This is a genomic window from Oceanobacillus damuensis, assembly GCF_001618145.1.
Classification (GTDB): Bacteria; Bacillota; Bacilli; order Bacillales; family Amphibacillaceae; genus Oceanobacillus; species Oceanobacillus damuensis.
This window is the reverse complement of sequence record NZ_LQNF01000019.1, coordinates 29,182-43,192: the sequence shown is the minus strand read 5'-3', so window position 1 is coordinate 43,192 and position 14,011 is coordinate 29,182. Positions and strand designations below refer to the sequence as shown.

Genomic DNA, 14,011 nt, shown 5'->3' with positions numbered 1-14,011 from the left:
AGGTAGTACCTGCTTTTTAGTTATTTGTCTTCGTCCTTCAGTTTTTTTATGAAAGTGACAGCTTCCTGAATTTCCTCATGACTGTAATTTTGCTTCGGCTTTACCGTATGCACTTTTTCAATATTTTCCTCAAGGGGCAGATCATCGAAATAAAACATGGTGGAAACAAGCTCCAAAAAACGCGAGCTCCTTTCTTTAAGCATACCCACTTTTGTCGTCATATCAGGCATATCGAGCAAAAACTGATCCAAAAAATCTTCGCCTGTAGATGTTATCTTATAATTATATTGATAATAATTGCTTTTATCCTCTTTTTCTTCCTGTAAAAAACCAAGATTGCAGAGCTCTTCCACCCGGAGTGTCAATTCTTCGGAGTACGGCCCATAGAAATGGAACTGGTATTTTTCTTCAAATGGCACATTGCATTTCTGCAAGATGTATATCATTTTCTGCAGCTTCTTACGTCCTGTCACTCCATCTGCTACGGAAAAAAACTGCATTAATTTTGCGTGATTATTCAACATCCTCTTTCGCTCCTTGCCCATACAAAATTTCCTTCATGCGTGTTTTGACTGCTTCATCCTGCAATTCGTTCAATTTATCTTTCGGAAAATACAATTTATGGTCTGTTCGCTTCTTACCCGAAATCGACTCAACAATATCCGAATGTCTGGAAAGCTCCTTCAGATTTCCGTCAGGCATCAACAGATGAATCGGCAAACGCTCCTCTTCCTCGCCAGGACGATAGAAATCATACGGAAGATCTGAAGAAGAATCAACGACAAGGTAGTATTCCGGATCGATCCCTGCCTGCTGGAACAGCTTATAAAGCTCCATCCATTCATTCATTTGCAGATTCGGATTGAATTCGACATATTTAAAAAGCCGGCGGTTCATGAACCGTTCGCATAAATCTCTTAGTATTTCATCATCTTCATCCTGCCACAGCTGGAAATAGTAGTGGACAATCATTTCATCCAGCTTCAGATAATCTTTTAAATCAACATTTTCTTCAAAAAAGGAAAGGAAATGCGTCGGCTTCAGCTTAAAGGTAAATTCATTTGTTTCATATAAGTACTTGGCACGGTGTAGTATTTTCGAAAGAATTACCTCGGCGCTTCTTGTTACCGGGTGGAAATATACTTGCCAGTACATTTGATAACGGCTCATAATATAATCTTCGACAGCATGCATCCCTGTAGATTTAATGACAACCTGATCATCAATCGGGCGCATCACCCTCAAAATTCTCTCCATATCAAAATGGCCATAGCTTACACCGGTAAAATAAGCGTCACGCTGCAGGTAATCCATCCGGTCTGCATCAATCTGGCTGGAAATCAAGCTCACTACCAGTTTGTCCTCATACGTTTTGGCGATGACATCTGCAACCTTTTGAGAAAAACCTGGACCTACCCGTTCAAGTATTTCGTTTACTTTTGTGTCTCCAATTATAATTTGCTGGGTAAAATATTCATGATCGAGTTTAAATACCTTTTCAAAGGAATGTGAAAACGGGCCATGCCCCAGATCATGCAGCAATGCCGCACAGAGGCAAAGCAATCGTTCCTCGTTATTCCAGTGTGGGCGGTCCTGGAAATTGTTAATGATCCTTCTCACAATCTCATAGACCCCAAGTGAATGGTTGAAGCGGCTGTGTTCTGCACCGTGAAAGGTCAGGTTCGTTGTTCCAAGCTGTTTAATCCGGCGCAAACGCTGAAACTCCGGTGCCGCGATTAAATCCCATATCGCCCGGTCTTTTACATGTACATATCGGTGGACAGGATCTTTAAATACTTTTTCTTCCGACAGTTGTTCATCTCTATATGTCATTTCGTTTCCCCATCCGATCTTTTTCGACGATTTTAGTTTATTATATAATAGTTAATCATAGGATTAAAGAGTAAGGAGGCAATTATGAAAAACTGGAAAGATATAATCAGTCATTCGACATTTCGATATATCGATCACTCCAATGAAACATATTTCAATGAAAGACCATACACAGCGCTGGCTTCGTTTGCGGTTGATGATGCACTTGCAATGTCTGTCAGCAATGGTGACTCCCCGCCAGCAATCAGGCTATGGGTTCATCCACCGACCATCGTACTCGGTATTCCCGATGCAAGGCTTCCCTATTTAGAAGAAGGTGTACGGTTTTTAAAAGCTGAAAAGTACCATGTTGTCGTGAGAAATTCTGGCGGGCTTGCGGTAGCACTTGATGACGGCGTTCTGAATATTTCACTCGTCATCCCCGGTGTCAAGCATTTGTCCATCCAGGACTGCTACGAAGCAATGGTATTTTTTGTCCAATACATGCTGCGGGACTTGACGGACGCCATTAAAGCATATGAGATTGTCGGTTCCTATTGTCCCGGTGATTATGATCTGAGTATTGGCGGCAGAAAATTTGCAGGAATCTCCCAGCGCCGGGTAAAAGAAGGTGCAGCCGTGCAAATCTACCTTGATGTGGAAGGAAACAGTAAAGAAAGAGCTACCCTCATCAGGCATTTTTACAATGTCAGCAAAAAGAACGAAGCGACAAAATTTGACTATCCGGCAGTGGACCCGGAAGTGATGGCTTCTTTATCCGAATTACTCGGTGTGAAGCTGACAGTTGATGAGATGAAGAAAAGAGTCCATGCTGCGCTGGATGATTTTAGTGAGGAAATAGTGGAAATAGATTTTTCTGCCGAAGAGCTAGCTGTTTTTGATAAAAGATATGCACAGATGGTGAAACGAAATGAGATTGTGGCGACGTTGCAAGATTAAGCGGTTAAGCTGCAACCGTCGATTTATCGGATATTTGGTGGAATTGCTGAATTCGGGAGGTAGTTTGTCGGAATCAGCATCCTATTTGCCGAATTGACCTTTGTTATTGTCGGATTAACCATGCTTTTTCTAGGATAGCCATTGTCCTCCCACTTCGGAAACTGGGATTAAAAAATCCTGCATCATATCCGATGCAGGATTTTTTCGATTTACTCTGCTGCTGCCTGTGCTGCAGTAATGATTGCTAAGTTATAGACATCTTCTGAGCTGCAGCCGCGGGACAGATCATTTACTGGTTTATTCAACCCTTGTAAAATCGGTCCTACCGCTTCAAATCCACCGAGGCGCTGTGCAATCTTGTATCCGATGTTACCTGATTCCAGGCTTGGAAAGATAAATACATTTGCATCTCCTTTTAGGACGGAATCCGGAGCTTTTTTCTCGGCGACACTCGGTACAAAAGCAGCATCAAATTGGAATTCTCCATCGATTATCAAATCGGCATCTTTTTCTTTTGCGATGTTCAATGCCTCAACAACTCTTTCGGTTTCCTCTGATTTAGCGGAACCTTTGGTAGAGAAGCTTAGCATCGCAACACGTGGATCTACATCAAACAGGCGGGCTGTGACCGCACTTTCCACAGCAATTTCAGCAAGATCCTGACTGTCTGGCGCAATGTTGATTGCACAATCCGCAAAAACGTATTTTTCATCATTGCGAACCATGATGAAGACGCCGGATGTTTTTTTGATGCCTTCTTTGGTTTTGATGATCTGTAATGCCGGGCGAACAGTATCAGCAGTCGAATGCGCTGCACCACTTACAAGTCCATCTGCTTTGTTGAGATATACAAGCATCGTTCCAAAGTAGTTTTCATCAAGCAATATTTTTCTTGCATCCTCTTCCGTCGCTTTTCCTTTGCGTCGTTCAACAAAAGCCTGTACCATTTCTTCAATTTCTGCATAATCATTTGGATCAAGAATTGTGCAGGAAGATACATCAATACCGATTTCTTCTGCCTTTTTGCTGATGCTGTCTTTATTTCCGATCAGTATCGGAGTCAAGACACCAGCAGAGCCTAACTGACTTGCCGCAGTCAGAATGCGTTCGTCTAACCCTTCCGGAAAAACGATTTTTTTATCGGCCGATGATACTTTTTCTGTTAATTGATCAAATAATGTACTCATTAAAACCCTCCGTCATCTAAATTGCAGTTTGTGCACTCTTTAACAATAATATACGAAATACAGGCTCAGATAAAGAAGCGATCATCCAACTTTTATAATTTTTGACAAACAATTGACAATATAGGAGACCACCTGAAATTGTTTTACCTTTCATATGATTAGAATACCCTTATTGTGCTATAGTAAAAACATAACATGTTATTTTAGCAGCTGGGAAGGGATATATTTACCAACCTGCATAAATGGCTGTCACTGAAAGGGTAGGTGACAACCAAGTTTTCTAAGAAGGAGAGAAGGAAAATGGCTGAAGCAGTAGTAACAGTGGACGGCTGGTCCGCATTGCATGATACCCGTACATTTGACTGGGCATCCTGGAAGATGACTTCTCCAGAAGAGCGGGCAGCAGCAGTAAAGGAATTTAAAGAATTAATTGAGAAGTGGGAATCTGTTGAAGAGGCTAAGGACGGTAGTCATGGTGTTTATAAAGTTGTCGGCAATAAAGCTGATTTAATGTTCGTTTTTCTGCGCGAAACGATGGACGAATTGGAAGAAATCAAAACGGAAATCAATAAATCTAAAATTGGGGATTATCTCATTCCTGGGTATTCTTATGTGTCCATCATCGAAATGACAATGCATAATCCAATGGATGAAGGAAAGGATCGCGAGCTTTCTCCATATGTGAAGGACCGCTTAAGACCAATTATGCCTAAATGGGAGCATGCATGTTTCTATCCAATGGGACGTCGTCGCTGGGAAGAGGCAAACTGGTTTGCCATTGATAAAGAAGAAAGAACAAGATTGCTTTATGAGCATGGCATGACCGGCAGAAAATATGCTGGAAAAGTGAAAGAGATCATTACCGGTTCCATCGGATTGGACGAATGGGAGTGGGGCGTAACGCTTTTTGCCCATGATCCGTTACAATTCAAAAAAATCGTTTACGAAATGCGTTTTGACGAAGTGACTACAAAATACGCTGAGTTTGGTGACTTTATTGTAGGTAACTACTTGCCAAAAGAAAATGTAGAAGCTTATTTCGCTCTATAATCGCTGCCTATAGTTCCGACTACATAAAAGATTTTCCATCGTTCGCCGATGGGAAGTCTTTTTTTGTTGTCATCATCTTCAATTTTTGGGCATACACATATTTAGTGAGTTGAGCATCAGGTTCAGACGGAAATGAACAATGGTATTTTTGGCTAACGTCACTAAGGGAGCTGGCGTTACCCTTCTGGCCAGACTGTTGCATATAGCTTCCGGCACTAACACATGATGGATTTTTATGCCGGCAGGATATTGTCCTGCACCGTAGTATGACCAACGGAATTCAGTCAGGGGCAAATCCCGCTGCTTCTATACATCGAAAGCCCGGGATTGCCCATGAGACCACAGATAGGCGAAGATGCGCAGGCTCCGCTTGCCTTGTGCAGTCAGTCAATTTTGTATTACCAGGGGAAAATTCCTTCCCTGAATAATACTGTGAGAAATCAACAGGAGGTTTTGTTATGAGTGAAAATCAGAACAACGTCAATCCGCAATATCCACCGCACAGTCAGGCTGGCCCATACTACTATTATCCTTCAAGTTCACCAGCTTATTATCCGATGTATAACACGAGGCAGTTTCAGCCAGCACCACCACAATCCCAGCAAATACAGCAGCAGGCTCCGGATATACCAGGAATGCTCCCTTTGCAGCAGTCATACATTGAAAATATTTTGCGATTGAATCGGGGTAAACTTGTTACCGTTTATATGACGTTTGAAAACAATACCCAATGGAACGCGATGACTTTTACCGGGATTATAGAAGCAGCCGGCAGAGACCATATTATCCTAAGTCAGCCGGAAACAGGAAGACGGGTTCTTTTACTTATGATTTATTTGGATTATGTAACATTTGATGAGGAAATCAATTATGAGTATCCCTTAGCGAATGGATCCCAGCAGATGGCAACCTTCCCCCCGAGGTAGAGAACAAAAGTTAAAGCGGCCGATTAGCGACATACCTTGCGCACCCATACGGACTTGGAGCAGGCAACCCACGGGAGTCGGATGTGGCTGAACCAATTGCCGCTCACGCTTTGGTGCTTATAACTGAAAAAGGATGACACCGAATAATCCGGGTCATCCTTTATTCCATTTGCTTCACCTGAGAGAGGCGATTAATCCTATGAGACATCCCTACAGAAAGTTAATACAAATGGAATTTATTTCTCTATTATTTGCTCTGTTGATCGGATTTTCTGCTTTGATTACAGGGTATATAATTATCCTGTTTCTATCAATCTATCTGATTGTCCTGAGTCTTGTTTGTGATGCGATGATCTTATTGTATACACGTCATCCGGTCGAAGCTGGAAAACAAGCTGTCCGTGGAATCATGTTATTTTTGTTTACCACTTATTTCATATTTCAATTATAGATTTTTCATAACTGCAATACCGACCAGGACCCAGCCTATGAGAAAAGCCACTCCGCCAATCGGGGTAATCATGGCAAATGTTTTTATCGAAGTTACGGCGTAGATATACAGACTTCCTGAAAATAAGATAATCCCAGCAAAAAACATCCATCCACTGGTTGCCAATAGACCGTCTCCTTGAAATCTGGCTAATAATATTGCTGTAACGAGCAAGGCCATTGTATGAAACATTTGGTAAGTAACTGCCTTTTCCCATGTAGCAATGGCCTTTTCCGATATTCTCCCTTCCAGACCATGTGCACCAAATGCACCTAGTGCTACCGCCAAAAATCCATTAATCGCTCCAAAAATCAAAAATAACTTCATATATGTACCTCTTTTCCTAAGTTAAAAATCAAAAATGGATTCCCCATTTGCTTCTTCATGATTGGTTGTTCGTTTTGTTGTCTGCTTGGGTGCAGCGGTTTTGCTGCCCGATTGAGCACCAATCATCGCCTTGAGCTCTTCTGCACTGAATTCTGTTTCACGTTCAACGGCTTCCGTGTTATCCTCTTCCAGAAACAGGTCACATAACAGACGTACGTTTGCAATATGGGCAACTACCTTTTCCTCGGACTGCGAATTTTCCTTTGCCTCATATAATTCATGAATCATCTTTTTTATGATTCTCTCATTTGTTATTGCCATTTTATCGCTCCTTACATTGCAGATGCTATTATTATAGCACGGCCAATCTGCATCAGTGAAACTAGACATTTGCCAAGTATTCTTGCCACATAAAAAAAGCCCTGGACCACCAAAGCTTCAAATTATGAGTTCATTGTATGTAAATGATTTTCCTTTTGTTTTGATTCAGCTTCCAGTTCTTCTTCGGTGTAGCGTTTGTACATCCATTGCAGAAAACGGATTTCTTCTTCCCGCAACTTTCTTCCAAGCTTATCGGTCGTGCCATGACATAATAGATAAAAGCTTTTCATACCGCACCAACACTCCCCTTATACTGTTCACTGAAGTTTTATGTCCATATTATAACGCTTACATATAAAGTTATCAACCAAAAGGTAGTTATTTTCCAGAATTTACTGATTAATTTTTCCTTTCAACAAATAGACAAAAAAAGTGAACCCGCAAATTCAGGTTCACTCTCTGGTTAATTCGGCTGATTTAATCTATCTTCAAGCTCTGTGAGTCGAGCCCTCAGTTCATGAATATCTTCTTTTGTCGCAATTCCATATTCATTGGCCAGTTTCTGCATTTGTTCGCTGTTTTTGACATCCCATTCCTTTTTCTTCAGGTCGCCTTTATCAACGAAATTTTGCATAACGGTTTTGGCCTGTTCCTGTGTCAATTCATTTTTGTCAACGAGTTCTTTCAGCTTTTGACTCAATTTCTCTTTGCCGCTGACTGCAGCACCCAAACCGAGTAAAAAACCCTTTTTTAAATAGTCACTCATTATCAACACCCCCTTACTTTCTGGATCGGATCATCCTGTAATGCTTTACGAAAATCAGGTTCAGTGTAAATAAAAACACCACAGTGAGTACAAGCCCAATGATTGCCATCGTATTCACCTGGATACTGAAACCCCATATCGATACGGCAATCCCTGTTACTACCATCATAAAGGAAATGACCTCAAGTAGTAAATAAAATTGGTGCTTCATCTGGATATAGTGCTTTTCTTTATCCCACTTCCTATCCTTTTCCCCACTTTCAAGAAAATTTAACAATGCTCTTGGATAGGAAAGTACTGGTTCGGTCAAATTCTTTGTATATTGCTTTGTTACTGATTCCACAATACTTCTTCTTCCAAACCATTTTTTAATTCTTGGAATTGCCCATTTTTTAATATCCATATCAGGATGAATTGCGAATAAAATTCCTATTACAATGGATACAGCTCTTAATAAGTAGGCGTAATCTGCAGGCATTTGAATCGGCTGATCTTTAATGATTATGCCGATATCTTCGCTTAATTGATTCATAATTTCCGAGTCAATATTTTTAAGAGAGCCATCCGAGTAGATATCGACCGTTTCTTTAATTACTTTTTTCAATTTCTTTTTATCGGCGTTTGGCAGAATAAAGTTCATTTTATCAAGGGCCGATATTACCATATCGTAATTATCTATGATAATTCCCTGCACAAGTAATTTAAATTGCTCTGTATCCTCTTTTTTAATTTCACCAACCATGCCAAAGTCGATGATCGCTATTGTTCCGTCCTTTTGAATCAGAATATTTCCTGAATGTGGATCGGCATGAAATTTGCCTGGGTTCAAAAACTGGGTAATATAGTGATCAAAGAGGCTTTTTGTTGTCTTCTCTATATCTATATTATGTTGCTGGATAAAGGAAATGTCTGTTATTTTCGCTCCCCTCACCCACTCCATAACGAGAACCTTTTCCGTGCAGAGATAATGATAATATTTCGGAATATGAATCGCAGTATCCTCTTTAAAACGTTCTCTGAAATACTCACCATATTTCAGTTCCTGCTCATAATCGAGTTCACGGTTCATAACGAGCACAAGTTCTTTATATAAAGCATTCAGATCTGCCTTTTTTCCAAAGGAAGTAAAAACTCTCAATATCCAAAAAACAATTCGTAAAGCAACAAAGTCCTTATGGAAAACTTCTTCGATCCGGTGGCGCCTTACCTTGATGGCAACCTCACTTCCATCTTTAAGTTTGGCTCGATAAACATCTCCGATCGATGCGGATGCTGTAGCAGAATCCTCGATTTCCGACAGGTGATGAAAAAGATCTGTTGCCCACTCTTTTTCAATAGAAGAAATTGCTGTTTCATGGGGCATTGGCGGGACATGATCGACTAATTCATCCAGCTCGCGTATAAATACATCCGGCATAAAATCGGTCCTCGTGCTCAAAAATTGGCCGACCTTGATCAGCACGCCACCGAGATGTTCCGCTTTTTTCCGGTATTCCATTGCCATTTCATATAGCATGTTGTCCCATTTTTCAACTGTTTTCTTATCCCATACCTTGTTTTTAAAATTGAAGTAGTAAATTTTTATGATGAATTTTACTGCCATCCAAACGATAATTATACTGCGATAAAGTATATTATATTTAAATAGTTTCCCCACATGCAACACCTCATCATTGTATACCCTAAATAGGCGTCTTCTAATACATTGGCTTGTTTCTTTACTTATCACACTGAAAAAATTGCTGTTATTGGCACAAAATCCGTAAAGTACGACGCTGGATAAGTTGCTTCGGCGACCGCTCGGGGAAATACACTGCGCTTTCCACGGGCGGCTGGTGAGCCCCTTCATGCTACGCATTTCAGTGTCTCACCTATGCCTCTCTTCCCGTTGGAGTCTCCGTGTATTTCCCCAAGCTGGTTGGAAAATTGCTGACAATTAACTGTATTTTTAGTAGCTATAATAACTCATTATCCATCCTCACTCCGACTTGGAAAGCTTAGTACGAATAATTCATTGTCACTTCTTACAGCTTGATGTAAAAAAATGATGAATGCACTGGAAATCGATTCAAAAGTATTGGCCTTCGCTCCTATTAAACTTCTGTTATAGAAATCTCCCTACCTGCAGCCCTTAGGTACACAAAGTGTAAGCGGACGGGCTGGCTGCCTGAGAAACTATTTTCCATTATCCGTGCATAAAAAGAAGTTGGTCGCAGTATATATCCACTACGAGAACAAAACTTGCCGAAAATACCACTCTACACATTTAACGATATAGGATGCTGATTTGTTTGTACAGGTTGAACGTTGGCATTGGTTTCGAACTGTTTTTACTGGTTAGGATTCGACAAAACCTTACAATTTTCACCTATTGAATATATTCTCATTTGGTTGTATAATCATACAGTTAGATTTAGCGGAATCCTATTTGATAATTCGACTGTTGGAGGTTAAGATATGAAGAATTATAGTATTATAGATCATTTAAAATTTATAATCCCATCGCTGATTGGTATTTTCATGTTTATGATACCGATTGGAACTGCTGATGGGGTAACGATCCCTATTGCGATTTTGGCTGATTGGGTTCAGGAGTTGCTCGCTGCCCAGCTGTCAGCTATCATGATGATTATCATCGTGATAACGGCAATAATGACTTTATTTGCCAAGTTTGCCGGTAAAGAGGCATTCTCCAGAACGCCATTTTTCCAGCAACTGTTCTACACGAGTAATTTTTGGACAGTAACCCGTATCATTGCTGCCATATTTGCAGTGATGGTTTACTTCCAGTTAGGTCCGGAAGCAGTTTATAGTGAAGATACTGGTGGACTGCTATTGGACGGACTGCTTCATGTCCTGTTTGCTGTCTTTCTCTTTGCAGGGCTGTTTTTGCCATTGCTTATGAACTTTGGTTTATTGGAATTGTTCGGCACATTGATGACGAAAATCATGCGCCCTTTATTCCGGCTGCCAGGCAGGTCTTCTGTAGATGCACTGGCATCCTGGGTTGGTGACGGGACGATAGGTGTTTTGCTGACAAGCAAACAATATGAGGAAGGATACTATTCAAAGCGTGAAGCGGCTGTCATTGGTACTACGTTCTCCATTGTATCCATTACGTTTTCTCTCGTTGTGCTCTCAGAGGTAGGTCTTGCACATATGTTTGTACCTTTCTATCTGACTGTGGCTTTTGCAGGTTTTATAGCAGCATTGATCATGCCGCGTATTCCACCTTTATCAAGGAAAGCAGATACTTTTATCAGTGACGATTCCAAGGGGATCAATGAGGCAATACCTGCTGGAGATAATGTTCTTTCATTTGGTTACAAAAATGCCCTGGATCGTGCAAAAAAAGAAAAGAGTGTATACAAGTTCTTTAAAGAAGGAGCACAAAACATTCTTGACATGTGGATGGGTGTTGCACCAGTCGTCATGGCCTTTGGACTTGCAGCACTGATTATTGCTGAATATACACCTTTGTTCACATGGCTCGGTGCACCGTTCATACCGTTACTCGAGCTCATGCAGGTCCCTTATGCTGCAGAAGCATCCGAAACGATACTGATTGGTTTCGCGGATATGTTCCTGCCGGCAATTATCGGCTCATCCATTGAGGCTGAAATTACCCGCTTCATTATTGCAGCACTCTCTGTGACACAGTTAATTTACATGTCAGAAGTCGGGGGATTATTATTAGGGTCCAAGGTTCCCGTATCATTTAAAGACCTGGTCGTAATCTTCCTGTTGCGTACCATTATCACCCTTCCTATCATTACGTTAATCGCGCATATGATATTTTAAGGATAAAAAAAGACAAAAGCAGGCGATCCAAATTTCTGGATCGCCTGCTTTCTTTTTAAAAAAGGGGGGTTACATGATTATACGTTTTACCTTCCCGGAATGTTTCATCTCTTTTAAAATAAGAAAGACTTGCTAACTTGCAGAAGTGCAGTTAAGGATTTTTTCGAAAGCCTCGTAACAAGCCTTCGTTTTCTAATAAAAACTTATGTTTACGCAGATTCTTTTTTGTCGTTACCCTTCAGAACGCTTTTGACAATGGAAGCCTTCCCTTCGATAAATGGTTGCCATAGTCCGAGTATCGGTTTGCTTGAAAGAATGACAACGATAAAAGCTGAGATTGCTGCAAGCCCAAATAGATCTATTACACTATTAACCTCAAATAAATCGTATTGACGGAAAAACTGTACGAAAAATCCATGTAATAGATAGACATACAACGTTCGTCTGCCAAGGTCTGTCAACCAACCCAGATTCTTTTTGGGAACCCATGCAAGTACACTGGCCACCATAACGGCTGCTGTGATATAAACAAGCAGTCTCGCTATACCACCAAATTGCGCCATCCCTAAATCACTATAGGACTTGGAAGCCAGCAGCCAGCCGGAATTAATATCGGGCAGGTAATAAATGGCAGTGGCTAAACCTGTCATCACAAAAACAGAAATGATTTTTACAGCTCTGTGCTTTACCCACATGATATGTTTTTCCGTCAGCCAATAACCGATCAGGAAAAATGGGAAAAACACAAATGTACGGGACAGGCTGAATGTGTGGCCAATTTCACCAAAGTAACCAACAATCAGTCCAATCATTACTGCAATGGAAATGCTCCATACAGCAGGAATCTTCTTAAACCAATAGAGAAGGATATGCCAGCTGAATAAACTTATAAGAAACCATAATGACCAGTGCGGATAGAAGATTCCTGTTTGCCAGCCTGGCTTTCCAATATAAAAGTAGTAGATTGTATACAGAACCTGAAAAATAAGATATGGTACAAGTAATTTTTTCATCAAATTAAGGATATAGTCTTTATTACCTGAACCTTTTGCGAAAAATCCTGCCAGCAGGATAAACGCCGGCATATGGAATGTGTAAATCCACATATATAAAGTGTTCATGCCTGTCGAGCCATCAACGAATGGTTGGATGATATGGCCAAATACAACGAAGAAAATCAGCAGAACTTTAGCATTGTCAAAAAATGAATTCCTTTTCATAGATACTCATCCCTCTTATGTTGTCTGTTTCATGTAGTACACACTTTACCCCTTTTTTATGAAAAAATCTTTTAAAATGATGCGAATTCATCATTTTGTAATTATTTTGTTAGAGGGATGACAAAATGATGCGGGATTGTAATAATGCTGGTTTTTGTTGAACGGCAATTAAAATCCTTCTTGTTCCAACCCTTGTTCACCCAATAGATTTTCTAATTTCCCTTCTGCCAAAAAAAATGCCTCCATATCGGAGACATTTTAGGTTGCAGTCTTTTTCTTCTGGGCGGCTGTTTTCGTTTTCCGTTTTGGCTGTTTTGGTTTTGGCTTGTCTTTTTTCGCTCTTTCTAAAGACGCCTGAAGGGCATCCATCAGATTGGTTACATTATCCGGTACTGGTTTGTCTTTGGCAGTAGCTGTCTGTTCGTTGTTTTTCTTTTCTTCAATTAAATCGAGCAATGCGGTTCGGTATTCATCCTTATATTTTTCCGGTTCGAATTCTGCCGTGAGCTGCTCAATCAACATTTTTGCAGTATCCAGTTCCTTCTTCACAATTTTAACTTCCTCCGGGATATTCGGGACATCCTGCACACTACGCACTTCATCAGGATAATGAATCGTTTCAACGACCAATGTGTTTTCATAAACTCGAATCACCGCAAGCTGCTCTTTGGAACGAATCATCATTTTGGCAATACCGATTTTACCAGTATCGTTCAACGCACTTCTGAGCAATCCGTAGGCTTTACCTCCTCCCTCATTCGGGGACAGATAATAGCTTTTCTCAAAATAAATCGGATCAATATTCTCCAGTTTCACAAAGTCGACAATTTCTACGGCTTTGTCCTCCTGCTCTTTCTTTAAAGCTTCCAATTCTTCCTCATCTAAAATCACAAATTTATTTTTGGCATATTCGTAGGCTTTGACAATATCTTCGTTTTTAATCTCTTCTTCGCAAACTGGGCATGTTTTTTCATACTTAATCGGAGATTTACATTCTTTATGGAGCTGTCTTAGTTTTACATCCTTGTTTTCGGTTGCGGCATGCATTTTTACAGGGATATTTACAAGTCCGAAGCTTATCGTGCCTTTCCACATGGTATGCATGGAATAACCTCCTTTTCTTTAGTGTGCTGCCTCTCACTTAATTTTAT

Annotated in this window: 15 protein-coding genes; 5 read left to right on the top strand and 10 right to left on the bottom strand. The window is 40.6% G+C overall.

The window, feature by feature from the left end:
- Positions 1-20: 20 nt before the first annotated feature.
- Both A4245_RS12625 and A4245_RS12620 read right to left on the bottom strand, forming a co-directional pair.
- Complete coding sequence (locus tag A4245_RS12625) at positions 21-524, bottom strand: YwgA family protein (RefSeq protein ID WP_067728452.1); 504 nt, start codon at positions 522-524, stop codon at positions 21-23.
- Positions 514-1,833, bottom strand: coding sequence for an HD domain-containing protein (locus A4245_RS12620; RefSeq protein WP_067728450.1), 1,320 nt, complete (start codon positions 1,831-1,833; stop codon positions 514-516). Before A4245_RS12620 ends, A4245_RS12625 begins: the two co-directional genes overlap by 11 nt.
- Before the next feature lie 84 nt (positions 1,834-1,917).
- On the opposite strand from A4245_RS12620, the gene A4245_RS12615 reads away from it, so the two are divergent.
- Positions 1,918-2,772 (top strand): lipoate--protein ligase family protein, encoded by an 855-nt coding sequence (locus tag A4245_RS12615; protein ID WP_067728448.1) that lies wholly within the window; start codon positions 1,918-1,920, stop codon positions 2,770-2,772.
- Positions 2,773-2,981: 209 nt separating this feature from the next.
- On the opposite strand, the gene pta is transcribed toward A4245_RS12615, so the two are convergent.
- Positions 2,982-3,959, bottom strand: coding sequence for a phosphate acetyltransferase (pta, locus tag A4245_RS12610; RefSeq protein WP_067728446.1), 978 nt, complete (start codon positions 3,957-3,959; stop codon positions 2,982-2,984).
- A gap of 300 nt (positions 3,960-4,259) precedes the next feature.
- Here pta and hemQ point away from each other — a divergent pair, with 300 nt between their 5' ends.
- From hemQ to A4245_RS12590, 3 genes are all read left to right on the top strand, one after another.
- Positions 4,260-5,009: a hydrogen peroxide-dependent heme synthase gene (hemQ, locus tag A4245_RS12605; RefSeq protein WP_067728444.1), complete on the top strand. Its 750-nt coding sequence runs from the start codon at positions 4,260-4,262 to the stop codon at positions 5,007-5,009.
- Positions 5,010-5,467: 458 nt separating this feature from the next.
- On the top strand, positions 5,468-5,935 hold the full coding sequence (gene gerQ, locus A4245_RS12595; RefSeq protein ID WP_067728440.1) for a spore coat protein GerQ: 468 nt from the start codon (positions 5,468-5,470) through the stop codon (positions 5,933-5,935).
- A gap of 199 nt (positions 5,936-6,134) precedes the next feature.
- Positions 6,135-6,386: a hypothetical protein gene (locus A4245_RS12590; RefSeq protein WP_067728438.1), complete on the top strand. Its 252-nt coding sequence runs from the start codon at positions 6,135-6,137 to the stop codon at positions 6,384-6,386.
- Here the strand turns inward: A4245_RS12590 and A4245_RS12585 are convergent.
- The 5 genes from A4245_RS12585 to A4245_RS12570 form a co-directional block, all read right to left on the bottom strand.
- Positions 6,381-6,752, bottom strand: a complete 372-nt coding sequence (locus A4245_RS12585; protein ID WP_067728436.1) for a DUF423 domain-containing protein — start codon at positions 6,750-6,752, stop codon at positions 6,381-6,383. The two genes, A4245_RS12590 and A4245_RS12585, sit on opposite strands and share 6 nt — an antisense overlap.
- 21 nt (positions 6,753-6,773) lie before the next feature.
- On the bottom strand, positions 6,774-7,073 hold the full coding sequence (locus A4245_RS12580; RefSeq protein ID WP_067728434.1) for a YwdI family protein: 300 nt from the start codon (positions 7,071-7,073) through the stop codon (positions 6,774-6,776).
- Positions 7,074-7,195: 122 nt separating this feature from the next.
- On the bottom strand, positions 7,196-7,363 hold the full coding sequence (locus A4245_RS20385) for a hypothetical protein (protein ID WP_199860683.1): 168 nt from the start codon (positions 7,361-7,363) through the stop codon (positions 7,196-7,198).
- Positions 7,364-7,536: 173 nt separating this feature from the next.
- Positions 7,537-7,839: a phasin family protein gene (locus A4245_RS12575; protein ID WP_067728432.1), complete on the bottom strand. Its 303-nt coding sequence runs from the start codon at positions 7,837-7,839 to the stop codon at positions 7,537-7,539.
- Positions 7,840-7,852: 13 nt separating this feature from the next.
- Positions 7,853-9,496, bottom strand: a complete 1,644-nt coding sequence (locus tag A4245_RS12570; RefSeq protein WP_067728430.1) for an ABC1 kinase family protein — start codon at positions 9,494-9,496, stop codon at positions 7,853-7,855.
- A gap of 800 nt (positions 9,497-10,296) precedes the next feature.
- Between A4245_RS12570 and A4245_RS12565 the strand changes: the two genes are divergently transcribed.
- Positions 10,297-11,640 carry a YjiH family protein gene (locus A4245_RS12565; protein ID WP_067728428.1) on the top strand — a complete coding sequence of 448 codons (1,344 nt, stop codon included), beginning with the start codon at positions 10,297-10,299 and terminating at the stop codon, positions 11,638-11,640.
- Positions 11,641-11,849: 209 nt separating this feature from the next.
- Here A4245_RS12565 and A4245_RS12560 read toward each other — a convergent pair whose 3' ends face one another.
- Together A4245_RS12560 and ku are read right to left on the bottom strand one after the other, a co-directional pair.
- Positions 11,850-12,860: an acyltransferase family protein gene (locus A4245_RS12560; protein ID WP_067728426.1), complete on the bottom strand. Its 1,011-nt coding sequence runs from the start codon at positions 12,858-12,860 to the stop codon at positions 11,850-11,852.
- A gap of 258 nt (positions 12,861-13,118) precedes the next feature.
- Entirely contained in the window at positions 13,119-13,964 is an 846-nt protein-coding gene (gene ku / locus A4245_RS12555; RefSeq protein WP_067728424.1) for a non-homologous end joining protein Ku, read from the bottom strand.
- Between the last annotated feature and the right edge of the window lie 47 nt (positions 13,965-14,011).